Annotated in this window: 30 protein-coding genes and 1 pseudogene; 24 read left to right on the forward strand and 7 right to left on the reverse strand. The window is 59.6% G+C overall.

All coding sequences use genetic code 11. From position 1 onward, the window contains the following. The first annotated feature begins 43 nt into the window (after window positions 1–43). The 17 genes from VV088_RS05405 (at window position 44) to VV088_RS05485 (ending at window position 11,670) form a co-directional block, all read left to right on the forward strand. The gene (locus tag VV088_RS05405) at window positions 44–394 is read left to right on the forward strand and encodes a hypothetical protein (RefSeq protein ID WP_334599745.1); all 351 of its coding nucleotides are present in this window, start codon (window positions 44–46) and stop codon (window positions 392–394) included. Continuing rightward, window positions 378–782, forward strand: a complete 405-nt coding sequence (locus tag VV088_RS05410; RefSeq protein ID WP_334599746.1) for an HK97 gp10 family phage protein — start codon at window positions 378–380, stop codon at window positions 780–782. Before VV088_RS05405 ends, VV088_RS05410 begins: the two co-directional genes overlap by 17 nt. Further along, entirely contained in the window at window positions 779–1,090 is a 312-nt protein-coding gene (locus VV088_RS05415; RefSeq protein WP_334599747.1) for a hypothetical protein, read from the forward strand. Before VV088_RS05410 ends, VV088_RS05415 begins: the two co-directional genes overlap by 4 nt. Window positions 1,091–1,092: 2 nt before the next feature. Further along, window positions 1,093–1,662 carry a major tail protein gene (locus VV088_RS05420; protein ID WP_334599748.1) on the forward strand — a complete coding sequence of 190 codons (570 nt, stop codon included), beginning with the start codon at window positions 1,093–1,095 and terminating at the stop codon, window positions 1,660–1,662. Between the two features lie 3 nt (window positions 1,663–1,665). After that, window positions 1,666–2,097 (forward strand): hypothetical protein, encoded by a 432-nt coding sequence (locus VV088_RS05425; protein ID WP_334599749.1) that lies wholly within the window; start codon window positions 1,666–1,668, stop codon window positions 2,095–2,097. A 107-nt stretch (window positions 2,098–2,204) separates the two neighbouring features. Further along, on the forward strand, window positions 2,205–3,857 hold the full coding sequence (locus tag VV088_RS05430) for a hypothetical protein (protein WP_334599750.1): 1,653 nt from the start codon (window positions 2,205–2,207) through the stop codon (window positions 3,855–3,857). A gap of 14 nt (window positions 3,858–3,871) precedes the next feature. Further along, on the forward strand, window positions 3,872–4,276 hold the full coding sequence (locus tag VV088_RS05435) for a hypothetical protein (RefSeq protein ID WP_334599751.1): 405 nt from the start codon (window positions 3,872–3,874) through the stop codon (window positions 4,274–4,276). Then, window positions 4,273–6,516 (forward strand): hypothetical protein, encoded by a 2,244-nt coding sequence (locus VV088_RS05440; protein WP_334599752.1) that lies wholly within the window; start codon window positions 4,273–4,275, stop codon window positions 6,514–6,516. The genes VV088_RS05435 and VV088_RS05440 overlap by 4 nt, the downstream gene beginning before the upstream one ends. Before the next feature lie 12 nt (window positions 6,517–6,528). Further along, window positions 6,529–6,693, forward strand: coding sequence for a hypothetical protein (locus VV088_RS05445; protein WP_334599753.1), 165 nt, complete (start codon window positions 6,529–6,531; stop codon window positions 6,691–6,693). A 13-nt stretch (window positions 6,694–6,706) separates the two neighbouring features. Further along, window positions 6,707–7,237, forward strand: coding sequence for a hypothetical protein (locus VV088_RS05450; protein ID WP_334599754.1), 531 nt, complete (start codon window positions 6,707–6,709; stop codon window positions 7,235–7,237). Between the two features lie 24 nt (window positions 7,238–7,261). Further along, the gene (locus tag VV088_RS05455; protein WP_334599755.1) at window positions 7,262–7,639 is read left to right on the forward strand and encodes a hypothetical protein; all 378 of its coding nucleotides are present in this window, start codon (window positions 7,262–7,264) and stop codon (window positions 7,637–7,639) included. Further along, window positions 7,639–9,180, forward strand: coding sequence for a BspA family leucine-rich repeat surface protein (locus tag VV088_RS05460; protein ID WP_334599756.1), 1,542 nt, complete (start codon window positions 7,639–7,641; stop codon window positions 9,178–9,180). Before VV088_RS05455 ends, VV088_RS05460 begins: the two co-directional genes overlap by 1 nt. Before the next feature lie 14 nt (window positions 9,181–9,194). Continuing rightward, window positions 9,195–9,440 carry a hypothetical protein gene (locus VV088_RS05465; protein ID WP_334599757.1) on the forward strand — a complete coding sequence of 82 codons (246 nt, stop codon included), beginning with the start codon at window positions 9,195–9,197 and terminating at the stop codon, window positions 9,438–9,440. 16 nt (window positions 9,441–9,456) lie between these two features. Continuing rightward, a complete protein-coding gene (locus VV088_RS05470; RefSeq protein WP_334599758.1) occupies window positions 9,457–9,666 on the forward strand; it encodes a hypothetical protein in 210 nt (69 codons plus the stop codon). After that, window positions 9,659–10,465, forward strand: coding sequence for a C39 family peptidase (locus tag VV088_RS05475; protein ID WP_334599760.1), 807 nt, complete (start codon window positions 9,659–9,661; stop codon window positions 10,463–10,465). The genes VV088_RS05470 and VV088_RS05475 overlap by 8 nt, the downstream gene beginning before the upstream one ends. Before the next feature lie 161 nt (window positions 10,466–10,626). Beyond that, entirely contained in the window at window positions 10,627–10,905 is a 279-nt protein-coding gene (locus tag VV088_RS05480; protein WP_334599761.1) for a hypothetical protein, read from the forward strand. Between the two features lie 7 nt (window positions 10,906–10,912). Continuing rightward, window positions 10,913–11,670, forward strand: a protein-coding gene (locus VV088_RS05485) for an IS5 family transposase (RefSeq protein WP_334599762.1) whose coding sequence is annotated in 2 segments (ribosomal slippage) — window positions 10,913–11,231 and window positions 11,231–11,670 — 759 coding nt in all. Because the reading frame shifts where the segments join, the coding sequence is not laid out codon by codon here. Between the two features lie 401 nt (window positions 11,671–12,071). On the opposite strand, the pseudogene VV088_RS05490 reads toward VV088_RS05485, so the two are convergent. After that, window positions 12,072–12,831: pseudogene (locus VV088_RS05490) on the reverse strand (IS5 family transposase). A gap of 400 nt (window positions 12,832–13,231) precedes the next feature. Between VV088_RS05490 and VV088_RS05495 the strand changes: the two are divergent. The 3 genes from VV088_RS05495 (at window position 13,232) to VV088_RS05505 (ending at window position 15,886) form a co-directional block, all read left to right on the forward strand. Next, window positions 13,232–14,626 (forward strand): IS5 family transposase, encoded by a 1,395-nt coding sequence (locus VV088_RS05495; RefSeq protein ID WP_334599763.1) that lies wholly within the window; start codon window positions 13,232–13,234, stop codon window positions 14,624–14,626. 59 nt (window positions 14,627–14,685) lie between these two features. Then, the gene (locus VV088_RS05500) at window positions 14,686–14,970 is read left to right on the forward strand and encodes a hypothetical protein (RefSeq protein WP_334599764.1); all 285 of its coding nucleotides are present in this window, start codon (window positions 14,686–14,688) and stop codon (window positions 14,968–14,970) included. Window positions 14,971–15,199: 229 nt separating this feature from the next. Further along, window positions 15,200–15,886 (forward strand): hypothetical protein, encoded by a 687-nt coding sequence (locus VV088_RS05505; protein ID WP_334599765.1) that lies wholly within the window; start codon window positions 15,200–15,202, stop codon window positions 15,884–15,886. 101 nt (window positions 15,887–15,987) lie between these two features. Here the strand turns inward: VV088_RS05505 and cls are convergent, their stop codons facing one another. Together cls and VV088_RS05515 are read right to left on the reverse strand one after the other, a co-directional pair. Further along, window positions 15,988–17,514 (reverse strand): cardiolipin synthase, encoded by a 1,527-nt coding sequence (gene cls / locus VV088_RS05510; RefSeq protein WP_334599766.1) that lies wholly within the window; start codon window positions 17,512–17,514, stop codon window positions 15,988–15,990. Window positions 17,515–17,534: 20 nt separating this feature from the next. After that, window positions 17,535–17,993 carry a metallophosphoesterase family protein gene (locus VV088_RS05515; RefSeq protein WP_334599767.1) on the reverse strand — a complete coding sequence of 153 codons (459 nt, stop codon included), beginning with the start codon at window positions 17,991–17,993 and terminating at the stop codon, window positions 17,535–17,537. Between the two features lie 88 nt (window positions 17,994–18,081). On the opposite strand from VV088_RS05515, the gene VV088_RS05520 reads away from it, so the two are divergent. Genes VV088_RS05520 through VV088_RS05530 form a run of 3 tightly spaced genes read left to right on the forward strand, consistent with a single transcriptional unit; the run spans window position 18,082 to window position 19,143 of the window. After that, window positions 18,082–18,321, forward strand: a complete 240-nt coding sequence (locus tag VV088_RS05520) for a hypothetical protein (protein ID WP_334599768.1) — start codon at window positions 18,082–18,084, stop codon at window positions 18,319–18,321. A gap of 53 nt (window positions 18,322–18,374) precedes the next feature. Then, window positions 18,375–18,794, forward strand: coding sequence for a hypothetical protein (locus VV088_RS05525; protein ID WP_334599769.1), 420 nt, complete (start codon window positions 18,375–18,377; stop codon window positions 18,792–18,794). After that, window positions 18,787–19,143: a hypothetical protein gene (locus VV088_RS05530; protein ID WP_334599770.1), complete on the forward strand. Its 357-nt coding sequence runs from the start codon at window positions 18,787–18,789 to the stop codon at window positions 19,141–19,143. The genes VV088_RS05525 and VV088_RS05530 overlap by 8 nt, the downstream gene beginning before the upstream one ends. On the opposite strand, the gene VV088_RS05535 is transcribed toward VV088_RS05530, so the two are convergent. The 4 genes from VV088_RS05535 to trpS are packed head-to-tail and all read right to left on the reverse strand — an operon-like array spanning window position 19,100 to window position 23,215. Then, window positions 19,100–19,861 (reverse strand): hypothetical protein, encoded by a 762-nt coding sequence (locus VV088_RS05535; protein ID WP_334599771.1) that lies wholly within the window; start codon window positions 19,859–19,861, stop codon window positions 19,100–19,102. The two genes, VV088_RS05530 and VV088_RS05535, sit on opposite strands and share 44 nt — an antisense overlap. A 32-nt stretch (window positions 19,862–19,893) precedes the next feature. Then, entirely contained in the window at window positions 19,894–21,045 is a 1,152-nt protein-coding gene (wecB, locus tag VV088_RS05540) for a non-hydrolyzing UDP-N-acetylglucosamine 2-epimerase (RefSeq protein ID WP_334599774.1), read from the reverse strand. After that, a complete protein-coding gene (locus tag VV088_RS05545) occupies window positions 21,042–22,190 on the reverse strand; it encodes an MraY family glycosyltransferase (protein ID WP_334599775.1) in 1,149 nt (382 codons plus the stop codon). Before VV088_RS05545 ends, wecB begins: the two co-directional genes overlap by 4 nt. A gap of 26 nt (window positions 22,191–22,216) precedes the next feature. Further along, entirely contained in the window at window positions 22,217–23,215 is a 999-nt protein-coding gene (gene trpS / locus VV088_RS05550; RefSeq protein WP_334599776.1) for a tryptophan--tRNA ligase, read from the reverse strand. A 175-nt stretch (window positions 23,216–23,390) separates the two neighbouring features. On the opposite strand from trpS, the gene VV088_RS05555 reads away from it, so the two are divergent. Further along, complete coding sequence (locus tag VV088_RS05555; RefSeq protein WP_334599777.1) at window positions 23,391–23,630, forward strand: GIY-YIG nuclease family protein; 240 nt, start codon at window positions 23,391–23,393, stop codon at window positions 23,628–23,630.

The raw sequence follows: 23,630 nt of genomic DNA on the forward strand, positions 1-23,630 counted from the left end.
CGGCTGGACCTGATTGTCAGCCAGCAGGCGAGGGGGAATACCAATGCTCCATGACGCAGGCATGGCAATGATCTATCAGGTGGAGGAGGGAGGGGGACCGCCTCCTGCCTCTCCCCGGTTGAAGGAGAAGACCCGGCAACCCTTCGGGGAACGGACCGTGGGGGTGACCCGGTTCTACTCTGCCGCCGCTGCAGGAAAGACGGTCAGCCGCCTGATTGAGGTCTGGCGGGATGATCGTATCTCCACCAGGGACCTGTGCCGGATCGGGGAGCGGTGGTACAACATCCAGCAGGTTGTACCCGCCGCCGATGAGGACGGTATCCTGGTCACCCGCCTGACACTGGAGGAGACCGACGGCAGCGCATGGGAGGGAAAGTATGTCGATTCAAATTGATGAATTCTCCCTGGCGGTTTCTGAAATTCTGGACGGCTACGCGGAGGACATCCAGGAGGCGGTTGCCCAGGCAGTAGAGGAGACGGGCACGAAAGCTTTGAAAACCGTCAAGGCCAAGTCCCCCGTCCGCAAGGGAAAGGGCGGCGGCCGCTATAAGAAGGGTTGGCGGATCAAGAAGGAGCGCAGCGGTGTGCTTGGTACCCAGGCCCAGGTGACAGTTTATAACAAAACAGACGGTCCCCTGGTCCATCTGCTGGAAAACGGCCACCAAAAGGCCGGCGGCGGCCGGGTGGAGGGGATCCCCCACGTCCGGCCCGCCTATGAGGAGGCAGAGCGCCTGCTCCCGGAGCTGACGGCCCGAGCCATTGAGGAGGCGGGGGAGCGATGACCTATCAGGAGCTGGAGCAGCTGCTTGCCCCGCTGGGCATTCCCTTCACCTTTCACCACTGGGAAAAGCCGCCCGCTATGCCCTACGGGGTGTACTTTGACGATCACACAGACAACTTTGCAGCGGATGGTATCGCCTATGCGGTGTTTTTCCACGTAAACATTGAGCTCTATGTCCGGCAGCGGGACCAGGGACTGGAGGGCCGCCTGGAAGACATCCTCACGGCGGCGGACCTGTACTGGGACAAAGCCGCCGTATACATAGATTCAGAGCGGTTTTATCAAGTTGCGTATGAAATTGAGGTGTAGAAATGGCGAACAAAGTAAAATTTAATCTGAAAAATGTGCATTATGCGGTGATAACCTTCGATGAGGAGGGAGCAGCCACTTTTGCAAAGCCCAAGCATATCCCCGGTGCGTGCTCTCTCACACTGGATGCCCAGGGATCAGAGGAGAAATTTATCGCAGACGGCGTGCTGTACTACTCCTCTTTTACCAATGAGGGATACTCCGGCACGCTGACAATGGCACTGATTCCGGATTATTTCCGGAAGGATGTTCTGGGTGATCAGGAGGACCCCACCGATCACGTGTTGGTGGAATATGCCAACCAGCAGCCGAATCCGTTTGCTCTCCTGTATGAGATCGACGGAGACCAGAAGGCGACCAGGAGGGTGTTGTATAACTGTAATGTCAGCCGGCCTGGGGAAAACGCCGACGGACAGGCCCCCCGCACGCCTCAGACTGAGGCGATGAGCCTCACAGCCGCGCCTTTGGCCGACGGGCGCACCAGGGCCCGGACATTGGATAACACCACAGATGCGGTGTTTAACAGCTGGTTCCATTCCGTTTGGGAACCCCCTGTGGAATCGGAGGTGTGACCTATGGAGGCAACTGTCAAGATCGATGGCAAGGATGTGCGCTTCAAGGCCACGGCAGCGGTGCCGCTGCTGTACCGGCGGAGGTTCAACCGGGACCTGCTCCGGGACCTCCGGGAGGTGGCGGCGGCAGTGAGAGAGGGGAGAGGAGGTCTGTCTCTCCAGGACCTGACCATCTTTGAGAACCTGGCCTACATCATGGCCAAGCACGCAGAGCCGGACACAGTGCCGGATACCCCGGAGGAGTGGCTGGACGGATTCTCCATCATGCCGGTCTACGCCATTTTCCCCGTGATCCTGGACCTGTGGTCCGGGAACATGGAGGGGCTGGAGGAAAGTAAAAAAAAAGCGGAGCAGTTGATCGAGAGTTTACAACAGCTCTCCTGCTCCTCCGTGCCGTCCGGCTTGGAGTCCCCCTCCGGGACCTCGAGCTTTTGACTATGGGCATGCTCAACGACATGTATGCTGAAGCCGCCAACGACACCCTGGACTGGCCCACCCTGGCCACCCAGGAGGATATGGACCGGATGCTGTGAGGTGAGATAATGGCAGGTAATCGAATTCGAGGTATCACCCTTGAGATCGGCGGCGATACTACCCGGCTGGACAAGGCTCTGGCAGGGACAGACAAACGGCTGAAACAGACCCAAAGCAGTCTGAAGGATGTGGAGCGGCTGCTGAAATTGGACCCTGGGAATGTGGAACTGCTGGAGCAGAAGCAGCGGCTTTTGACCGAAGCGGTGGAGGGGACTCGAGAGCGGCTCCGCACGCTGGAGACAGCGGCGGAGCAAGCAAACCGGGCCCTTGCCGACGGGGAAATGTCCCAGGAGCAGTATGATGCGCTGAACCGGGAGCTTATTGAGACCCAGCACAATCTGGAGGAGCTCACTCGGGCGGCAAATGACTTTGACATAGACGCGGCGGTCCAAGATGCGAAGAGCCAGCTCAATGGTCTGCGCGACGCGGCAGATGATGCGGCGGGTGGTCTTGATGAATTTGAGAGTGCCTCTGGCGGTGCTGCTGGCGGCCTGGACAGCTTAGCCGGTGTTGCTGGTGGCGTTTCCATCGCCATCGGCCAGAAGCTGGTGGAGGCCGCGATGGCTGCCATCGAGTGGCTGTGGAGCCTGGACGAGGCCACCGAGGAATACCGGGCGGCCATGGGGAAGCTCAACACGGCCTTCGAAACTTCCGGGTACAGTGTGGCGGCGGCTCAGGAGGCGTACCAGGGCTTCTACAGCATCCTGGGCGATACCGATACCGCCACCGAGGCGTCTCAGCTCCTGGCTCAGCTGATCGACAATGAGGAGGATATCGCCAAGTGGACCGAGATAGCGGCGGGAGTGTATGGGACCTTTGGCGATGCCCTGCCCATTGAGGGGCTGATCGAGGCGGCCAACGAGACGGCCAAAACCGGCAAGGTCACCGGCGTTCTGGCCGATGCGCTGAACTGGGTCGGCATGAGCGAGGACGAGTTTAACGACGCACTCTCCAGAACGGTCGATGAGGGGGACCGGGCCCGGTTGATTATGAACAATTTGGGCACCGCCTATCGGGATGCGGCCGATGCGTTTTACAAGAACAACGACACGCTGATCCAGACCAGAGAGATACAGATGCAGCTGGATGAGACCCAGGCGGCCCTGGGGGAGTCGGTGGCCAACCTGAAAAACAAGTTCTTCGGCCTCTTTGGCCCGGCGATCATCGCCGGGATGGAGGCGGCCGCCGTCGCCCTGGAAGGGGTGGCCTGGGTGGTGGAACGGGTGGGAGAAGCATTGGACTGGCTGGGGCAGAAGATCCAGGCTGTGATCGGTTTCTTCCAGGAGCTGTTCGGCGCCAGCAAGCAGGTGTCCGGCCTATCGGTGGAGGGAACACCTTCTGGCTCCCGGGCCGCAGCGGGACCCTTCTCCCTCCGCACCGCCACTGCCGAAAATCTTCCCTATCTGGCCCAGGGCACGGTGACCCGGCCCAACAGCCCCTTCATGGCGGTGATCGGAGACAACCCCCAGGAGCCAGAGGTCGTATCGCCGCTGTCCACCATTGAGCGGGCCGTTCGGAACGTCATGAGTGAGATCGGCGGACAGGCCGGCAATATGCGGGTGACCGTCAACTTCACCGGCTCCGCCGCCCAGCTGGTGCGGATGCTCCAGCCGCAGATCGTCGCGGAGACAAACCGGCTGGGGCCCCAGTTTGTGACCTGAAGGAGTGAAAGCGCATGGCCGGAATTACAATGGACGGAAAGACCTACCGGGTGCGGGTGGTCTACCCCTCTGTGGAGGAGTCCGCCCGGCTGGTAGAGGGTCCCAACGCCGGGGACATGCTCTCCGGCCGCCGGGAGCGGGATCTGGTGGGTACCTACTATGACCACACCCTGTCCGTGGAGCCCGACCCCCGCTACCCCCAGGACTACGACCAGTTCTTTGACGCCATAACCGCCCCGGTTCCCTCCCACTCCATCACCATGCCCCACGGACAGAGCACCGTGACCTATGACGCCATGGTGTCCTCTGCCAGGCACGTGGCCAACGGAGTGATCGCCGGGGTGCGCCGGTGGAATGGGCTCCAGGTCTCCTTTGAGGGGATCAGACCGGTCCGGCTGCCGGGGGAGGGTGCGGTATGAGCCACAGCATCGTATACGAGAGCTGGACGTTTCCTGCGGATAAGATCAAGGAGGGTAACCTCTACCTTGCCGCGTCGCTGCTGGCCTCCTCCCTGGAGGTCAACAGCTTTGTGCCAGTGGTGGAGTGCGATGATCCGTCTATCCTGGATTTCCAGCGCAACGCCAAGCTGCTGTACTACCCGAAACCGGACCGGCCCATGGTGTTCCGGGTCCAGTCTATCAACCGGATCGCCCCGGAGCTGTATGAGATATCCTCCACCAGCACCTTGGGATTGCTCACCGAGGGGCTGCATATGGGGGGAGTCTACACCGGCCAGACGGCGGAAGAGGTCATAGCCGACATCTGCGGGACGGTGGTCTTTGAGATAAAAAATGTCCTGAAAAAGATCAAGCTCTACGGCTGGCTGCCGGTCGCCACCCCCCGGGACAACCTGGCCCAGGTGCTCTTTGCCATCGGCGCTGCTCTGAAAACCGACCTGGAAGGGGTCCTGCGCATTGAGGGCCTGTGGGACGGTATCTCCGGTCAGGTGCCCCAGGACAACCTGTACACCGATGCTGCCGTGGACTACGGCGCCCAGATCACCCAGGTCATCGTCACCGAACACCAGTACATCCCCTGGACGGAGGAGAAGCAGCTGTTCGAGGGGACGGCCCAGGCGGGGGACATCATCACCTTTGACGAACCCATGCACAGCCTGTCCGCCCAGGACTTTGCCATCCAGGCCAGCGGAGCCAACTGGGCGCGGGTGTCCGCCGGGGCGGGAACCCTCACCGGCAAGACCTACATCCACAACACCCGGCAGATCAGCCGGGACGTGCAGGCGGCCAGCACACCCAACGTGAAGACGGTGGAGGATGCCACGCTGGTGTCGCTGGTCAATTCCCAGGCGGTGGTGGAACGGCTGGCGGACTACTACCGCTGCCGGGAGCGAGTAGACTCCGCCGTGGTCTATCAGGGGGAGGCCCCCGGGGACCGGCTGGCCGTTTACCACCCCTTTGACAAAACCGGCGTGGCCGCCTGCCTGGAGAGCGCGGACATCACCCTGTCCAACACCCTGAAGGCCCAGGAGAAGCTGCTGGTAGGCTATGTGCCGCCCCAGACGGGGGATGTGTCCTATCTGGACTTCCGGGAGGTGCTCACCGGCTCCGGCCAGTGGACTCCTCCGGAGGGCGTCACAGAGGTGACCTACGTCATGTTCTCCGGGGCCCAGGGAGGACGGGCCGGCGTCAAGGGTGGAGATTCTGCTGCCGCTAGGTCCCACAGCTATTCTCACACCTCGTGGATTACGGGACAGGTGACGTCAAGGGGCACCTTCCGGCTGTGGGGAAATGGCGGGAAAGGCGGCCAGGGCGGGCCGGGCGGAAAGGGCTCAAAAATTTTGCAGGGGACGATGAACGTTGAGCCGGGGGTGCCGCTCTCCTATTCCTGCGGGGTGGGGAGCGCGGGGTCGACCTCCAACTCGGCGGAGGCTGCGGAGGGCACGCCGACCACCTTTCACGGTCTGACCACTGACAGCGGCAGTTACCCCTCCGCAGCCGGCTGGCAGGACCCCTTTACCCAGGAGATCTTTGCCTCCACCGGTCCGTCTGGACTGCCGGGAGGCGATGGGGCGGGGGCAAGATCCGGATACACGATACCGGACAATTCTGGCACACTCGCTGATGTACTCGCTTACCAGCCCTCCACCGGGGCCTACGACGAGGACGGGAGGTACTGGCCCGGAGCCCCCACCCGGGAGAACGGGAGCGGCGTCGCCTGGTACAGCACGCCATGGGATACCAACGATAACGGCAGCGGCGGCGCTCAGGCGGGCTATGCGTTAGGCCCGGGCGGTGCAGCCGGTGTCAGCCAGTCTGCGCCGTCAGTGAGGGGGTCGGTCTCCGTCAGCAACCGGGACTGCTACGCCTCTGCTGCCAGCGGGCGGACCCCTCCCAGGCCGGCCACCCCGCGTAAACGGGGACTGACGCTGGGCGGGCGGGGCGGCTATGGCGGCGGCGGAGCCTCAGCCTCCTCCTGGGCGGGCGTGGAGGTGGACGCGTCCTATGAGGGGACGGTGCCGAACGCAAGCGTGAGCCCAGGCGCAGCTGGTACGGGAGGACCTGGCGGCTACGGGAGTCCCGGCGGTGACGGTATGATCATCCTGTTTTATTCCAAGGCCCAAAAATCCCCTGCCGGCCAGCTGGTGGACAAGAACAGCAAAATGGTCCTGGACCGCCTGGGGCGGCGGATCATCATGTGAGGAGGCAGTACGATGACAATGGAAGAGCTGCAGGCCCAGGTGGCCCGGCTCCAGGAACAGGTTGCTGCGCTGTCGGTGCAGACGATGGCAGAGGACATCGGCCCCTCCGGCTACGCCGCCAGCAAGTACAGCGTGGAGGAGATGGACGCCCTGCTGGACAAGGTGGCGGCGATGTAAAGGAGTGAGCGCAATGTTTGTACTTGATGCGGACAAAACCCAGCTGACCGTCCGGGAGAAGGAACCGGTCACAAGCGGGAGCGTCAATGTCTATCCTGTGCGATTCGAGTTTTCGGAGGACTGGGACGGGCTGAAGCAAACGGCGATTTTTCAAGCCGGGTGCAGGGAAAAGGCGGTTGCCTTGGCTGGCGGGGCGTGTACCGTGCCCGCCGAGTTGCTGTCCGAGCCGGGATGCTACCTTATGGCCGGCGTGTGCGGCAGGTATGGGGAGAGCACCGTCCTGCCCACCATATGGGCCAACCTGGGGTTGATTCTGGAGGGCGCCATCACCGGCGACGCCCCGGAGCCAGTCCCGCCGCCCGAGAGCTGGCAGGAAGCCCTGGACAGCAAGGGAGACAGCCTGGCCTACACCGACGCCGGAGAGCTGGGGCTGTACGCCGGAAGACGGCTGCTCGCCGCCGTGCCGGCGGAGGGCGGAGCCTATGGCGCGGCCACGGAGGAAGAGGTGGCGGAAATGCTGGACGAAGTATTCGGACACATCTGAAGCAGAAAAAGGAGGAAATGAGCGATGGCTTACAACGAGGAAAAACTGACGAAACTGAGGTCCCTGAAGAGTCTGGCTCAGCGGATCGAGGCGGGCTTTGCCACAAAAGCCGCGCTGAACGCCCTGTCTGAGCGGGTGGACGGGCTGGCGGCGGCGGAGCGGCCCGTTTATCAGAAGGCGGACGCGGTCCCCGGCGCGGAGGAGGCGGAGGACAACGTCCTGTACCTGGTCATGAACGGGAACACCGGCCACTATGATATCTACGCCAAGGTGGGCGGGGAGGTCGTCCTGCTGGACGACACCACGGTGGATCTGTCCGGCTGCGTTATGGCGGAGGATGTGGCCGCCGACGCTGAGGTGCTGGAGATGCTGGCCGAGGTCTTTGGCGGGGAGGCGCTCTGATGGACGGGGCCCTGGTAAAGCTGGCCCATCTGCGCTGGACGGCGGAGCGGTCCCGGACCCTCTCCGCTCAGGTGGCCGCGGCGGCGGCGGAGGCCATCGGGGAGGTGGCCGCCAGCGCCGTCACGGCGGAGCAGCTGTCCAGTGTGGTGAAGGAGGCTGTCCAGGAGGGCATCCGGGAGGCGGCCTCCGGCGGGAGCCTCTCCGGCAAGCCTCTGGACCCGATGGAGGTATACAAAGCCACCCGGCCCGCCGACTGGCTGTCCATGCCTGAGCCCGCCGGCAACGAGATGTACCTGCTGTTTCACATCCCTGACGGCGTGTCCTCCCTGCTGGCCTTTACGGCCACCTGTACCGGTTCGTACACCGTGGCCCTGGGGACGGTGGAGGGCGGGCAGTTCGTTCAGCGCAGCGCCGTTTCGGTGGACTCGGGCGCGAAGTATGAGACGGAGCTGTCGGCGGCGGACTGGACAGACCTCACCTCGGACGGATGCAGGCAGGTCATGATTAAGGTGAGCGGGGCGGAGCTGCTTACCTGGGAGCCGTCTGTACACAGCCGGAAAAGCTCTCCGGCCAGCTTTTCCAACTGGAATATCGTGGAGATTGCCTGCCGCCTTCCGGCGGGGACGAGGCTGTCCTGCGGCCACGCCACCGCGAACCGGGCGCTGTCGAATCTCCGCTATTTCGCCTGGTACGGAGAGAACTGCGCGGTGAATTTAAACAGCATGTTTTACTTCTGCCGCTCTCTGGCCGCCGTCCTGGCTCTGGACACCAGCAAGGCGGTGGACATGGGGTACCTGTTCTCCAACTGCGCGGCCCTGCTCGCTGTTCCCACCCTGGATATGTCGAAGGTGGAAACAGTGGACCGCATGTTCAACAGCTGCACCTCCATACCGGCGGTCCCGCCGGTGGACACATCCAGGGCGGCGTCACTGGCCCAGCTCTTTGCGGATTGCAGCTCCCTGCGAGAGGTCCCTGCGCTGGATACGTCCCTGGCGACCGATCTGAGCTATCTGTTCAGCAACTGCTTTGCCCTGCAAAAGGTCCCGGACCTGGACACCAGGAACGCGGCCTCTATGAGCTATCTGTTCCGGGGTTGCCGGTCCTTGACGTCGGTTCCGAAGCTGGATACGTCACAGGCGACCAGTATGTCCTACCTGTTCAGCGACTGCTGGTCCTTGACATCGGTGCCGGAGCTGGATATGACAAAGGTGACCTCCGCGAGCTACCTGTTTAGCAACTGCTACTCCCTTTTGCGGGTCCCCCGCCTGAAGGGCTACCGGGCGGCTGCGTCGTCTGGGTTCACCAACTGCGGTGTGCTCTCGGAACTCCGGTTCGACCCGGCTGTGTCGGGCTGGGCGGGCTACGCGACCAGCCTCTCCGGCGGCTCGCTCAACCACGACGCTATCGTTGCCCTGCTGGAGAGCCTTCCGTCCATCACCAGCGCAAAGGTGCTGACCCTCACCGGCAACCCCGGCGTGCCGGAGCTGACCGAGGAGGAGAAGGCCATTGCTACTGGAAAGAAATGGATGCTGACACTGTAAGGGAGGTGCAAGCCATGAGCGAGACGATCCTAGTCGCCCTGATCGGGCTGGCGGGTTCCGGGGCGGGAGCCTTTGGTGGCATCCTGGTGTCCTCTAAGCTGACTCAGTACCGGCTGGAGCAGCTGGAGCGGAAAGTAGAGGTTCACAACCAGGTGATCGACCGGGTGTACAAGCTGGAGGAGCGGACCGAACTCCAGGAAGAGAAGATCAAGGTGGCCAACCACCGGATCGGCGACCTGGAGAACATCAACAAACCATAACAGGAGGAGCGTACATATGACAACAATCGATTGGAAGCGCAAGCTGAGTAGCCGGAAGCTGTGGGCGGCGGCCGCGGGGATCGTCACCGGGCTGGCCATGGTCTTCGGACTGGACGAGGGGACTATGACCCAAGTATCTGGCGCGGTGGTATCGGCGGCGTCGGTGATCGCCTACATCATCACCGAGGGCAAGGTGGATGCGGAGGGCGTGAAGCGCAATGAATAAGCGGCCTGTCAGCTACCTTCAGACTGACCCCCGGTGGAAGGCCCTGCCCTACCAGGTTCCCGGCGAGACGGCCACCATCGGCGGCTCCGGGTGCGGACCTACCGCCGCCGCCATGCTCGTCGAGACGCTGACCGGCAAGACCTTTACTCCGGTGGACGCCTGCCGGTGGAGCGTGGCCCACGGCTACAAGGCCAAGGGGCAGGGCACCTACTACAGCTATTTTGCCCCTCAGTTCGAGGCGTTTGGGATCAAGTGTTGGCAGCTCAGCTGGACCAACGTCTACCATAACCCCGCCAGCAAGGTCCACGACCAGGCCCTGGAGTATTTGAAGCAGGGGTACTATCTCATCGCCCTGATGAAAAAGGGGACCTGGACCAGCGGGGGCCACTTCATCGTGGTCTGGTGGGCGGACGGGAAAATCCGCATCAACGATCCGGCCAGCACCAGGGACAGCCGGGTGAACGGCGACATCAACACGTTCCGCAATGAGGCGGCCTACTACTGGGTGGTGGACGCCAGGGCCTACAACGGAGCGGCAGAACAGGAGGAAGACATGGATCAGGAGAAGTTCAATCAGATGTTTGCAACCGCCATGCAGCAGTACCGCCAGGAGCTGCGGGACAACGACTGCGGCGACTGGAGCCAGGCGGCCCGGCGGTTCGTGGCAGAGCGGGGCATCTTCGCCGGGGGCGATCCCGGCTCCGACGGCCAGCCCAACTACATGTGGGAGGACCTGCTCACCCGAGAGCAGGCGGCCCAGCTGCTGTACGCCTTTGCTCAGACCTTCGGCCTGGCATGAGGGGGCGGCGTCAGGCCGCGCCGGAGCGGCAGGAGTTTTCCAAGCGGCTCATCGCCGACATCCGGGCCCTGCTGTTTTGGAAATATTTTCACAGAGAGGAGTTGAAAACGTTGTATTTGGTGCATAGTTGGACCATGAAAAGAGGAAGAGGTTATGGTTTTATGACTTGGAATACTGATAACTCTGAGAATGAACAAAGTACATCTGCAAAGATAAGTAGGTGGGTTATAGGTTTGGTTATAGGTTTGTGTGGGGCGGCAATTGGAATTATAGCAACCATCGTGATAGGGCTGGCGCTCCCGAATTTCTTTGTATTGCCAGAAAAAGTTGGAAATTTGGAAAAGAAAGTTGAAACTATTGAGGGTAATATAAGTGAGATAAAAGACAGTATTTGGGAAATCAGGTTAGGGTCTGTTCACACAAATAGGGATATGCTATAATAAAAGAATGGAAATAGAAAAAGAACAATACGAACAAATCGCAGAATGCTTTCCGAAACAGCGGAAACCAGCAAAAATCAGTAATCTGGATGTGTTGAACGCGGCGCTGTACGTAATGGAAAATGGGTGCAAATGGAGGAGCTTGCCCAAAGAATACGGAGATTGGCACGTGATCTATGTCCGGATCAACCGCTGGGCGAAAAAGGGGGTTTTGGAACAAGCATTTTTGCGTTTGCAGCAGCTGGGAGTCATTCAAATCCAAGTAAACGTAGTCAGTTTGGATTCCACTTGCATCAAGGTTCATCCTGACGGAATGGGGGCATTGAAAAAAACGGAGTGCAAGCCGTTGGAAGAACAAGGGGAGGGTGGAACACCAAACTTCATATGGTCGCCGCATCTGATCGAGATGGGGTAATCTGTTCACTGTCTGCCGGAAACTGTGGAGATGGTCCTGAAGGCCGTGCTCTTTTGCGACAGTTTGGTCCGGTGGATCATCCGGTTTGCCTTTTGATGGATCGGGCCTACGAAGGGGATGAGACGAGAGCTTTGGCAGTGGAACTTGGCTATATACCCATTGTTCCGCCAAAAAGCAATCGCAAAGACCCTTGGGCCTATGATAAAGAACTGTACAAACAGCGCAACCAGGTCGAGAGACTTTTTCGCCGTATCAAGCGGTTTCGTCGTATTTTTACCCGCTATGACAAATTGGATTTGATCTTTTTAACTTTTGTTTATTTTGCTCTCATTATTGATGCCCTTATGTGAACACTACCTAGATCTTGCGGGGGCTGGAAAGGATTCAGACATTTCGATAACTGATGTTGTTACAGATTCGGCTGTAGCGGTTAAACTAAATTTTCTAAACAACCGTGATGTTCCAAGTCAGACTCCCACTGTGCAACTTGCGGCTGATACTGTGATTGGCTATAGAAAAGGGACAGATATCAAGGTAACAGCAGAAGAAATATCAGACTGCAAGGTCCTACTTCCGTACAAAAGCGGAGATCAAGATGTTTTCTTTTATGGGCAAATCAATGAAAATGGGCGCTGGGATGGAAACTGTATCCTGAATACCTATGAAGGGGACAAGTTGGTTCTAATTACAGATGCTGTTTATGACAACGGAAATTTGATTAGGCCTTGTTTGAAAAATAGCAAGGAGTAGGCTAAATCAACAAAATAGCAATAGAAGCCAAGTAAACGAAGGCAAGAAAAGAAGCATCTAACTTGTCATATCTGGTGGCAATTCTGCGAAACCATTTAAGCTTTTGGAAGAAGCATTCAACCAAATGGCGCTCTTTGTATAACCACCAATCTACCGGCCATGGCTCAGAAACATTGCTCTGCGGCGGGATCACATAGCAGGCTCCTTGTTCTGAAATGTAAGTTCGAATATTCTTTGCCCCATAAGCACGATCTGCCAATACATTACTACCTCTGATCGTGACCTTTTCCAGCAGTTCAACGGCATGGACTGAATCATGGTCATTCCCCGCAGACAGCATAAATTCAACCGGGTTCCCCAGCCCGTCCACAATTGTGTGCAGCTTTGTATTTAACCCACCTCTGGTTCGCCCAATTGCCTTATTCGCCGTTTTTTCCCCCTCCATTGGCGCTTTCGTGAACCTTAACGCAAGTAGAGTCCAAACTCAGATTCTCCATATCCGCATCTTCGGACAAGGCGTGAAATATCGCTTCCAATGTACCATCATCCCGCCATTTGGCAAATCGGGCATAAACGGACTGCCAGGGGCCATACACCTCCGGCAGTTCCCGCCACTGCGCTCCGCTGCGGGCAATCCATAGCATTCCATTGAGCATTTTTCGGTCTTCTTTCCGAGGCCGGCCTCGTTTCCCTGTCTTTGGGGGCGGAAGCACTGCTTTCACTCGTTCCCATTGTCCTTTTGTCAATTCATATCTCTTCATTCCTCTATTTTCGCACTTACCATCGATTTGTGCAATATTTATTTTTCAAACAAGCCCTAGTTGCAAGCAAGTTTTTTTCTATAATCTGAGATCTGGCCAAGAAGTGTGGGCCTATTCCGATTATATCCGAAAGGATGGCTTTGGTAGCGGGGACACTTGGTTGTATATAAAAGAAAGTGATTGTATCAAAAACCTTAGTATAGATGATGTGGCGGTTGAAGATGTACTTTCGGCAGACCAGTTTAAAGAATCGTTTTGCCATAATCTCATAGCTTAGGGCCTGCTTCGTAACCTCAAACTGCTTAGAAGACAAGCAATATGGGATGAAATATGGTAGAATAGGTGCAAGGGAATTGGGAAAAAGCAAGGAAAAAGCGTGCACTTATAGGGGGCGGAGTGGATGTATAAGGACAACAGTCAGCTTCGGATGGAAGATTTCATCTTTCCATATGGGAAACTGGACCCAGAAAACGATTGGGTGAAACTGGCGGCGCTGGTTCCGTGGGAGATAGCGGAGGAGCGGTATGCAGCGCGATTCGTGAACAATGGTCACCCGGCCCATCCGGCACGGATGGCATTAGGGGCGCTGCTGATTCAGCGGCGGCTGAAATGCAGCGACCAATGGCTGGTGAAGCACATTGGAGAAAACCCGTATCTGCAATATTTCATCGGCATGAAGGAGTACGGGCCGTGTCCGTTCGGGGCGTCCACGCTGGTGGCGTTCCGGAAACGGTTCAGCGAGGAGGACCTGGCAGCAATTCTGGAGGCGTCTGTCCCAAAAGCGGAGACAGGGAAACAGGATGACTCGGATGACGGGAACGATCCGCCTAACAGCGGGACACTGATTCTGGACGCCACATGCTGCCCCGCGGACATCGCCTATCCTCAGGACATCGATTTACTCAACCAAGTGCGGGAGAAAGCGGAGAAAACGGTGGACGAGCTGTGTAAAGCGGCAGGACAGAAGAAGCCCCGGATGTACCGCAAGCGCGCCCGGAAGGACTATCTCCGTCTGTCCAAAAGCAAGAAGCGCAGTGGGAACGCAATCCGTTCCGCGATACGCAAACAGCTGCAATACATCCGCCGGGATATCAGGTACATAGCTGAATTGGTTCAAAAAGGTGCAAAATTGTCTTCAAAGCAGGCGGACCGCCTGAATATCATGACTACTGTCTACGAGCAGCAGCGCCTCATGTTTGAATCCGGGACCCACAGCATTCCCCGGCGCATCGTCAGTCTGGCCCAGCCCTGGGTCCGGCCCATCGTTCGGGGAAAAGCCCACGCCAATACCGAGTTTGGCTCAAAACTGCATATCAGTCTGGTGGATGGCTATGCCAGGATCGAACGGCTGGACTTCGAGCCCTTCAACGAATCGGAAGACCTCTGGCGGGCGGTGGCTCGGTACCGGGAGCGCTATGGCTGTTACCCGGAACGTATCCTGGCGGACAAAATCTACCGCAGCCGCCAGACACTGGCTTTTTGCAAAGAGCTTGGTATTCGTCTGTCCGGTCCGGCCCTGGGAAAGCCGCCAAAAGCTCCCGGCCTGTCCCGTCAAGCAAAGAAACTGGAGTATCAGGACAACTGCGACCGCAATGCTGTGGAGGGTGTTTTTGGGACGGTCAAGACCGCTTACGGCCTGGACCGCGTCATGGCACGCCTACAGGAAACCGCTGTCTGTGTGATTGGCGTTGCACTGCTGCTCTCAAACCTTTCCTTATCCCTGAGGGCCGCTCTCGCTCTGTTTTGCCTTATGCTTCTGCTGTTTGTTTTGCTGACGTTGCGGAGCAGAGCCTAGCTTATTATGCTGGTAATACTTCTGACGGATTTTTTAACGATGAGAGCGGAAATGCGTATATGGCCTACTTCTTTGAGGACGGTTCTGTAAGATTGCTGTATTGTGGAAATTTTGTAGATGGAACTTTTAATGATTCTACAGGCAACGCTTGGTATATTGTAAGAAATGAAAAAACAAATTACATGTATTTTAAAGGGGTATTTCGTAATGGAGAAGAGGTACACAACAGTAAGCAGGTAACGTTGCCGCCTCCTCTTTCCCAAGAACAGATTAATGAAATCTTAGGTGATAGACAGTTTAATGTTTCTTTGCGATGGGCTGATCTGAATGGCCCGTTGACTTAAAGTAAAAGCGGTTGCTTTCGGAATGGAAGCAACCGCTTTTCCCTTAAATATAGAAAAGCCTAACTACGAGGCAGACAGGATTACCTTTAAGGGTAGAGTAAAGGTGTGCGGTTCAGGAGGATACTAAGTCTGTAAATAGCGATTCAAAATAATTATCTAAGACGTTATATCTTCCGATAAGGACTGCGTCGAGGATCTGAGAGTATACCCCACCCGCTGCTCCCAGGAGGTGATTGACCGGGCTCAGTCCATCAAGGCCAGCTCCGCCGAGCTGCTGTATGCGTACATTGACGTGGAGCCGGTTACCTTCAACCGGGGCTTCTATACGGTGGATGTGCGGTATTTCTACCGGATCACCGCCGACGCCTTTGTGGGCGCCGCCCGTCCTGTCCAGGTCTGCGGCCTGGCTATGTTCAGCAAGCGGGCCGTGCTCTTCGGCAGCGAGAGCGGCTCCAAGAGCTTCAGCTCCGACAGCAACGAGAACCAGGTCCAGTGCGTGCCTCAGTCCAATCTCCCCACCGCAGTGGTGGAGGCGGTGGATCCGCTGATCCTGAGCCTGAAGCTGGTGGATGTCTGCGAGTGCCGCCCCTGCGACTGCGGCTGTGTGGACGTCCCCATGGCGGTGGCCGCCTGCTTCGGCGACGAGTTGGTGACCAACGGCGACCTGCACCGGATGTTCATTACCCTGGGCCAGTTCTCCATCATCCGCATGGAGCGCGATACCCAGCTGCTCATCCCCGCTTACGACTACTGCATCCCCACCAAGGACTGCAGCTGCGGCGAGGAGGGCTGCCAGAAGGACCCCTGCGATATGTTCCGTCAGGTCCAGTTCCCCGTGGACGAGTTCTTCCCGCCCAACACCATCACCACCACCAGCAGCGCGTCCAGCAGCGTCAGTGGCTGCTGCTGCCGCTGAGGTTGACAAGAGGCCGCCTTCGGGCGGCCTCTTCGCGCAGCGCAGTCCCCCATGCGGCGTAGGCAAGCTTCTTGGTCTGTTCCATCATCCATCCCTCTTGCTTACATCAGCGGTGCAAAGACCCGCAGGATGCTGCGGTAGAGCTGCAGGAGGATGTTCAGATGCTTGAACTGGCGCAGAGAGCAGGGCTGAGAGGCTTTTAGCGTGGTCTCAAAGTCCTTGCGAATGTCTCGGATGCAGGGGGCCTCGCACAGCCAAACGCCGTCCTCAAAGTGGAGGAACAGGCTGCGGTAGTCCAGGTTGACGGTGCCTATGGTGGCGAACCGGTCATCCACCACAAAGTTTTTGGCGTGGATGAAGCCGGGGGTATACTCGTAAATCTTTACGCCTGCCTCCAGCAGGGGAGGGTAGTGGGCCCGGGTGACCTCAAAGACGTACCGCTTGTCAGGAATATGGGGGGTGATGATGCGCACATCCACTCCGGATTTAGCGGCGTTGCACAGGGCGGTATTGGTGGCAACGTCGATGACCAGGTAGGGAGTGGTAATATAGATATAGTTTTTGGCCTTGGCAATCATGTTCAAATACACCGCCTGTCCCACTGTCTCCCGGTCCAGGGGGGTGTCGGTATAGGGCTGGACGTACCCGGTCCAGGGCCGGACCGGGGCGGCAGGAGGGTGGAAGAGCTCAAAGTCCTCCTCCCAGTTGGCAATGTTGTCCCACATGGTGAGGAACATCACCGTCATGGACCAGACGGCGTCCCCCTCCAGAAGGATGGCGCTGTCCTTCCAGTGCCCGAACCGCTTCCGGACATTGATATACTCGTCCGCCAGATTGATGCCCCCGGTAAAGCCCACCTTGCCGTCGATGATGAGCAGCTTGCGGTGGTCCCGATTGTTCATGCGCAGAGACATCACCGGCATCAGCCGGTTGAACACCCGGCACTGGATGCCCTTTTGAGTGAGCGTTTCGTTGTAGTCCCGGGGCAGGGTGAACATGCAGCCAAAGTCATCGTACATCACCCGAACTTCCACGCCCAGGGCGGCCTTCCGCTCCAGGATGGCCAGGATGCTGTCCCAGAAGACGCCGGGCTGGATGATGAAATACTCCAGAAAAATATACTTTTCCGCCTTTTCCAGCTCCTCCAGCATCCGGGGAAAGGCGGCATCCCCCAGGGGAAAGTATTCGGTCTCGGTGTTGGTGTAGGCGGGGCAGGCGGCCCGGCGCTCCAGGTAGCTGGCCTGACCGGCGGCATCTCCCCCCAGAGGGATCAGATCCTCCGACTTGAAGTCCTCCTTCAGAGTCGTGAAGGATTTTTCCAGCATGCCCTGCATCCGCTTCAGGGTCCGCTTCGGGACGTAGCCGCCTCCCACCAGCAGGTAAAAGGCGCCGCCAAAGATTGGGAACGGCAAAATCAGCAGGAGCCAGGCAATCTTATAGCCCGGCTCCATTCGGCTGCCCACGATGGCGACGGCGGCCGCCACGCTGAGCGTGATGCAGCACCAGTAAAAAATTTCGGTGTAAGCGGAGAAGGAGAACACCATCACCAGCAGCGCGGTGACCTGGGCCAGCAGGGCCACAGAGACGAAAACCGAGCGGTGGAAGAGGATGTAGAGCACTTTTTTCACGGCGGGTCAACTCCTGTCAGCTATACCTTGTGCAGGGTGCAGGCGATCGGTCCATCCCCGAGCTTGATCATCCCATAGCTGGACCGGGCGGGGCCGGGATTCATCATCCACAGGCCGTCCTCCAACTGCTGGCACAGGGGGATATGGGTATGCCCGAAGAGAAGGATGTCCACCCCCACAGCTCGGGCGTCGGCAATGGCCTGGTCGTAGCCGCTTTTGACGTCCCAGCGGTGTCCGTGGGAGAGGAGGATGGACCGTCCCTCCAGGGTGATCTGCTTTTTGAGGGGGACGGTGGTGAACCAGCCGTCGCAGTTGCCGGGGACCATGCAAAAGGGCAGCTTGGGGTAGTGCTTCGCCACCTCTTCCGCGTCGCTGATCATGTCCCCCAGGTGGATGACCTGTTGGGGCTTGTGGTGTTCGATGGCGGCGTACATACCGGACAGAGAGCGGTGGGAGTCAGAGAAGACTAAAATTTTCAAGCAGTGTCACCTGAGCCTTTCTTCGCATATACTAAAATAGTCAACCGAGGTTCAAGCGGTTTGAAAAACATTCAGGGAGGGAGCAGCAATGGAATTGTCGAAGAAAAATCGGGACGCCATCGTCCAGCTGGCCAAGTCCAGCGACGCGCAGAAGCTGAGGGAGCTGCTGCAGCAGCAGAGCGGCCAGGTGAAGCAGGCGGCTCAGGCGGCTGCGGCGGGGGACCCCGCCCAGCTGATGGCCATCATGGACCAGCTGATGCGCAGCAAGGAGGGGGCCGAGCTGGTGGACCGCATTGACAGTCAGGCCAAGCAGGCGGGGCTGAACTAAAGCGGGGACACGGGCGGCCGTGTCCGAAGGATCGGAACAGGGAGGGACGCGCTGTGGCGGAATTTGAGGACAAACTGAATTCCATCCTGGGCAACCAGGCGGCTATGAACCAGATCATGGCCCTGGCCCGCTCCCTGTCCGGGGACCAGCCGGCCCAGGAGACGGCTCCTGCGCTGGAAGGGCCGCCAGATGGGGAGGAAGCTCCCTATGTGCCTGTGGCGGAGGAGACCGCTCCGGATCTGTCCTCCGTGCTGGGACAGATCGACCCCCGGATGATCCAGATCGGGATGGACGTCATCCGGCAGGTCCAGGGCACCGAGGACCGGAACGCCGCCCTGCTCAACGCCCTGCGCCCCTTCCTGCGGGAGGAGAAGCAGGCCCGGCTGGACCGGGCGCTGCAGATCGCCCGGATGACCAAGTTGGTCCGGGCGGCCCTGGGCGCCCTTGGGGGAAAGGAGGGGGAGCGTGTATAACCGCTACATCCCGGAAAATACCTCCTATGCCCGGATCGAGCCCCCGCCGAAGCGTCCCGGCGGCCCTGCGCCCGGAACCGGGCCGCGCCCATCCTTTCACATCCCCGATCTGCTGTCCGGAAGGGAGGGGCTGTCCAGCCTGTCCGGCCTGCTGAAGAGTTTCCATCTGGACAAGGTGGATACCGGAGATATCCTGCTGCTGCTCATTATGCTGTATCTGTTTGTGGAGGGGGACGATCTGGAGCTGGTCATTGCGCTGGGGCTGACCCTGCTCATGGGACTGGGGGACAACAAGGACGAACCGCTTACATACCAGCGGAGTGAAGAACCTCCCCATCCGGAAGGGTGAAGGAGGCGTCGGGCGGACAGGGGGACTGGACCGGGGAGTAGGCGGTCATGCGGTAGACCAGCTGGCCGTCCTGTTCGCTCTCAGCGGAGACAAGCAGGCCGTTATTTACGCTGACCCAGAACCGCTGGAGCAGGCCGGAGCCGGACCGCTGGACCTCGATCAGGATACAGGGCAGATCCCCCCGCAGCTCGTAGCCGGCGTCGGTGATCTCGTCCGGCTCCAGCTCCAGCACCGTCTCATAGGTGGGGATGTGCTGGGCCAGATCAGAGGATTTTCGGTCGGCGGGAGCAGTCTCATACTGCTGTGCACCGTCGTACCAGTAGTAGACGGTGTCCTCGCCGGTGAGGTCATGGCGCACCACGCCGGAGGGGAGCGTCTGGATGCTGTGGGACCAGCCGTTGTCCGCCCACACCTGGACCTGGGCGGCGGAGGAGTCCCCGGTCCAGAAGGTCTCCACCGTCAGTTCCCGGTAGTAGCTGGCGGGGCGGGACAGGGTGGCCACTACGCCGGTGACGGTTTGAGTGGTGACCTCCACCCGCTGATAGTCCTGCTCCTGGCTGCCGGTCCCGGAGAGGTCCCCCGTTCCGGCGCTGGAGGAGGGCAGGATGACCTCCGGAGTTTTGGCGGTGAAGAGGACCCGCCCAAAGCTGGCGACAATGGCCACCACCATAAGAGCTACAATGGCGGCAACGATCATAAGCCGGTTTTTCTGCTCCAAAAGACGACCTCCTTTGCCGCCGAAGGGTCACATCACAATGGGCCGAAAGGGTCCGGCGGAGTTTCCCGCAGGCCGAAATGCCAGGCGATGGCGTCCGCGATGCGGCGGCAGGCCCGTCCGTCCCCATAGGGGTTGGCGGCGTGGGCCATTTTGTCATATTCAGCGGGATCGGACAGCAGCTGGGAGGCCATCTGAAGGATGGGCTCCCGCTCTACACCGGCCAGACGGACGGTCCCGGCAGCCACCGCCTCAGGGCGCTCCGTCTCCTTCCGCAGGACAAGCACCGGCTTGCCCAGGGCAGGGGCCTCCTCCTGCAGTCCGCCGGAGTCGGTCATCACCAGATGGCACCGGGCCATCAGGTTGTGCATCTCCCGTACGTCCAGAGGGGCGGTCAGGTGAATGCGGGGATGGTGATCCAGATGTTTGTGGGCCGCCTCCTGTACCACAGGGGACAGGTGGACGGGGTAGACCAGCTCCACATTGGGGAAGGCGTCAGCCACCTGGCGCAGGGCGGTCATGATGTTCGCCATAGGCTGGCCGTAATTCTCCCGCCGGTGACAGGTGACCAGGATCACCTTCCGATTCACATAATCTAAGCAGTTGAGCACAGGCTCGGAAAAGCGGAACTGGGTTTGAACCGTTGTCTGAAGCGCGTCAATCACGGTGTTCCCCGTCAGGAAGACCCCCTGTGCGATATGTTCCAGGGCCAGATTGTCCCGGTTCGCCGCAGTGGGGCAGAAGTGGAGGTCGGCGATGGCCCCCACCAGCTTCCGGTTGACCTCCTCGGGGAAGGGGGACCACTTGTCGTAGGTGCGCAGGCCGGCCTCCACGTGGCCCACGGGGATCTTGTGATAGAAAGCGGCCAGCGCCCCGGCGAAGGTGGTGGAGGTGTCCCCATGGACCAGCACCAGGTCGGGCCGGGCCGTTTCCAGCACCCCGTCCATGCCAGTGAGGCACTTGGATGTGATGGTGGACAGGGTCTGCCGGGGCTCCATCACGTTCAGGTCGTAGTCGGGCTTCAGGGAAAAAATATCCAGCACAGAGTCCAGCATCTCCCGATGCTGGGCAGTGACGCAGCAGACGGCCTCAAATTCAGGCCGCCTGGCCAGCTCCAGGGCCAGGGGGGCCATTTTGATGGCCTCGGGCCGGGTGCCGAAGACGGTCATTACCTTAATGGTTTTCATTTGTCAGACTGGTCCTCCTCACCGAAGTAGTTTCCGCTCTCCATGGGGTGGCTCTGCCGGGGCTTGGCCACCCGGCTGCTCCCGGAGGAAGGGGAGGGCTCGCTGCCGCTGGTCCGGTCCAGATAGAGCTTGCCTGCCACGGCGCCGGCGGCGCACAGGGCCAGCAGGAAGAGCATAGCCCGCACCACGCCGATGGTGGTGAGCACCACGGCGGACAGGCCCAGAATGGCGCTGATGATATAGAGCACCGCCACCGCCTGTTTCTGCGTAAAGCCCATGTCGATGAGCCGGTGGTGGATGTGTCCCCGGTCGGGGGCCATAGGGGACTGGCCGTGAGACACCCGGCGCAGGATGGCAAAGCAGGTGTCGAAGATGGGCAGGCCCAGCATGAGGAAGGGGACGGCGAAGGAGATGATGGCGTAGAACTTAAATAGTCCCTGAATGGACACCACCGCCAGAATGAAGCCCAGGAAGGTGGAACCGGTGTCCCCCATAAAAATTTTCGCAGGGTTCAGATTGTAGGGCAAGAACCCGATGCAGGCTCCGGAGAGGGCGCCCATCAGGATGGCCACGTCGGGCTCTTTCATGACGAGGGCAATCACCAGCAGGGTCATGGAGCTGATGGTGGACACGCCGCAGGCCAGGCCGTCCAGGCCGTCGATGAGGTTGACGGCGTTGGTGATGCCCACGATCCAAAGCACCGTGATGGGGACGGCCAGCCAGCCCAGCTCCCAAAAGGGCTCCGAGCTGAAGATGTTGGGGTTGGACAGAAAGTCGATGCGGTTGCCCTCCAGAACAGCGATGAGAGCGGCGCCGATCTGAACAAAGAACTTGGGCAGGGCGGGGAGGGCGAAGATGTCGTCCAGAATCCCCAGCATGACAATGATCACACTGCCCAGCAGCATGCCCCGCAGCTCGGGGGTGAGGGGCAGAAACATGAGGACGCTGAGCATAAAGCCGAAGAAAATGGCCAGCCCGCCCATGCGGGGGATGGGGTGGTCGTGCATCCGGCGGGTGTCCTTGGGGACGTCCACTGCCCCCACGCGGAAGGCCAGCGCCCGGACCATGGGGGTAAAGATCAGCGCCACCAGGGCGGCGGCGAGCAGGGCGGCCATGGCCAGCCCGATGGAGGGAAGCTGTATCATAGTTGTGTTCCTCTTTTGTCTTGGGGTTAACGGGGGACAAAGCCCACCTTTTTATAGACCTTGCGCAAGGTTTTGTTGGCCACATAGCTGGCCTTCTCCGCTCCGGTCTTGTAGACGTTCTCCAGATAGGCTTTGTCCGCCAGGAGCCGTTCGGTCTCCTCCCGGATGGGGCGCAGGGTCTCTGCCACGGCTTCACCCACAGCGGGCTTAAAGGCGCCGTATCCCTTGCCGTCGAACTCCGCCTCGATCTCCTCAAAGCTCTTGCCAGTGACGGTGGCGTAGATCTGCACCAGGTTGGACACGCCGGGCTTTTCCTGGGGGGCGTAGCGGACGCAGCGCTCAGTGTCGCTGTCGGTAATGGCCCGCTTAAACTTGCGCATGATGTCCTCCGGCTTGTCCATGAGGATGACGCAGCCCTCCAGATTGGACTTGCTCATCTTGGAGGTGGGGTCGTTGAGGCTCATGATCCGGGCTCCCACTTTGGGGATGTGGGGGGCGGGGACCTTGAACACGTCGCCGTAAATGCCGTTGAACCGCTCGGCGATGTCCCGGCAGATCTCCACATGCTGCTTCTGGTCCTCCCCTACGGGGACGAAGTCGGGCTGATAGAGAAGGATGTCCGCCGCCATCAGGGCGGGGTAGGTGAACAGGCCGGCGTTGATGTTGTCTTTATGCTTGGCGGCCTTGTCCTTGAACTGGGTCATGCGGGACAGCTCACCGAACATGGTGTAGCAGTCCAGCACCCAGCCCAGCTGGGCGTGGGCGGGGACGTGGGACTGGATGAACAGGGTGCATCGTTCCGGGTCCAGGCCGCAGGCGATGTACTGAGCCAGCAGGGTCAGCACCCGGCGGCGCAGCTGGGCTGGGTCCTGGCGCACGGTGATGGTGTGCAGGTCGGCCAGGAAGAAGTAGCAGTCAAATTCCTCGATCATCTCCGGCCAGTGGCGCAGAGGGCCCAGGTAGTTGCCCAGGTGCAGGTCACCGCTGGGCTGGATGCCGGAGAGCATTACTTTCTTTTCGTCCATGTGCGTTGGCTCCTTTATCTGAGAGCGCCGGGGCAGACGCTCATATAATATCACTGTATTGTACCACCAAAGGAAGAGAAAGGCAACTGTTTTGGAGAATTTGACAGGATAAAAAAGGAATTGTTTCCAATTCCGACATAATGTGATAGAATTATGGAGAAAGGGGGGATGTTCTGTGCCCTGGTATGTCTACATCCTCCGCTGCGGCGACGGCACCCTGTACACCGGTATCTCAGACGACGTGGCCCGCCGTCTCGCCGCCCACCGCAGCGGAAAGGGGGCCAAGTACACCCGGGGGAGAGGGCCTCTGGAGCTGGTCTATCAGGAGCAGGCCCCCGACAAATCCGCCGCCCTGCGCCGGGAGGCAGCCATCAAACGGCTGAAACGGGCGGAGAAGGAGAAATTGATTCGGTGA

It is taken from the genome of Lawsonibacter sp. JLR.KK007, from assembly GCF_036941135.1.
In the GTDB taxonomy this organism is placed as follows: domain Bacteria; phylum Bacillota; class Clostridia; order Oscillospirales; family Oscillospiraceae; genus Lawsonibacter.

What these genes read in the sequence shown, in the direction of transcription:
- VV088_RS05415 (WP_334599747.1), top strand. Translation starts at nt 779, where the DNA reads ATGACCTATCAGGAGCTGGAGCAGCTGCTTGCCCCGCTGGGCATTCCC.
- VV088_RS05450 (WP_334599754.1), top strand. Translation starts at nt 6,707, where the DNA reads ATGTTTGTACTTGATGCGGACAAAACCCAGCTGACCGTCCGGGAGAAG.
- VV088_RS05495 (WP_334599763.1), top strand. Translation starts at nt 13,232, where the DNA reads ATGTATAAGGACAACAGTCAGCTTCGGATGGAAGATTTCATCTTTCCA.
- VV088_RS05440 (WP_334599752.1), top strand. Translation starts at nt 4,273, where the DNA reads ATGAGCCACAGCATCGTATACGAGAGCTGGACGTTTCCTGCGGATAAG.
- VV088_RS05435 (WP_334599751.1), top strand. Translation starts at nt 3,872, where the DNA reads ATGGCCGGAATTACAATGGACGGAAAGACCTACCGGGTGCGGGTGGTC.
- VV088_RS05500 (WP_334599764.1), top strand. Translation starts at nt 14,686, where the DNA reads ATGGCCTACTTCTTTGAGGACGGTTCTGTAAGATTGCTGTATTGTGGA.
- VV088_RS05420 (WP_334599748.1), top strand. Translation starts at nt 1,093, where the DNA reads ATGGCGAACAAAGTAAAATTTAATCTGAAAAATGTGCATTATGCGGTG.
- VV088_RS05410 (WP_334599746.1), top strand. Translation starts at nt 378, where the DNA reads ATGTCGATTCAAATTGATGAATTCTCCCTGGCGGTTTCTGAAATTCTG.
- VV088_RS05480 (WP_334599761.1), top strand. Translation starts at nt 10,627, where the DNA reads ATGACTTGGAATACTGATAACTCTGAGAATGAACAAAGTACATCTGCA.
- VV088_RS05465 (WP_334599757.1), top strand. Translation starts at nt 9,195, where the DNA reads ATGAGCGAGACGATCCTAGTCGCCCTGATCGGGCTGGCGGGTTCCGGG.
- VV088_RS05520 (WP_334599768.1), top strand. Translation starts at nt 18,082, where the DNA reads ATGGAATTGTCGAAGAAAAATCGGGACGCCATCGTCCAGCTGGCCAAG.
- VV088_RS05445 (WP_334599753.1), top strand. Translation starts at nt 6,529, where the DNA reads ATGACAATGGAAGAGCTGCAGGCCCAGGTGGCCCGGCTCCAGGAACAG.
- trpS (WP_334599776.1), bottom strand. Translation starts at nt 23,215, where the DNA reads ATGGACGAAAAGAAAGTAATGCTCTCCGGCATCCAGCCCAGCGGTGAC.
- VV088_RS05475 (WP_334599760.1), top strand. Translation starts at nt 9,659, where the DNA reads ATGAATAAGCGGCCTGTCAGCTACCTTCAGACTGACCCCCGGTGGAAG.
- VV088_RS05405 (WP_334599745.1), top strand. Translation starts at nt 44, where the DNA reads ATGCTCCATGACGCAGGCATGGCAATGATCTATCAGGTGGAGGAGGGA.
- VV088_RS05425 (WP_334599749.1), top strand. Translation starts at nt 1,666, where the DNA reads ATGGAGGCAACTGTCAAGATCGATGGCAAGGATGTGCGCTTCAAGGCC.
- VV088_RS05545 (WP_334599775.1), bottom strand. Translation starts at nt 22,190, where the DNA reads ATGATACAGCTTCCCTCCATCGGGCTGGCCATGGCCGCCCTGCTCGCC.
- VV088_RS05460 (WP_334599756.1), top strand. Translation starts at nt 7,639, where the DNA reads ATGGACGGGGCCCTGGTAAAGCTGGCCCATCTGCGCTGGACGGCGGAG.
- VV088_RS05430 (WP_334599750.1), top strand. Translation starts at nt 2,205, where the DNA reads ATGGCAGGTAATCGAATTCGAGGTATCACCCTTGAGATCGGCGGCGAT.
- VV088_RS05470 (WP_334599758.1), top strand. Translation starts at nt 9,457, where the DNA reads ATGACAACAATCGATTGGAAGCGCAAGCTGAGTAGCCGGAAGCTGTGG.
- wecB (WP_334599774.1), bottom strand. Translation starts at nt 21,045, where the DNA reads ATGAAAACCATTAAGGTAATGACCGTCTTCGGCACCCGGCCCGAGGCC.
- VV088_RS05455 (WP_334599755.1), top strand. Translation starts at nt 7,262, where the DNA reads ATGGCTTACAACGAGGAAAAACTGACGAAACTGAGGTCCCTGAAGAGT.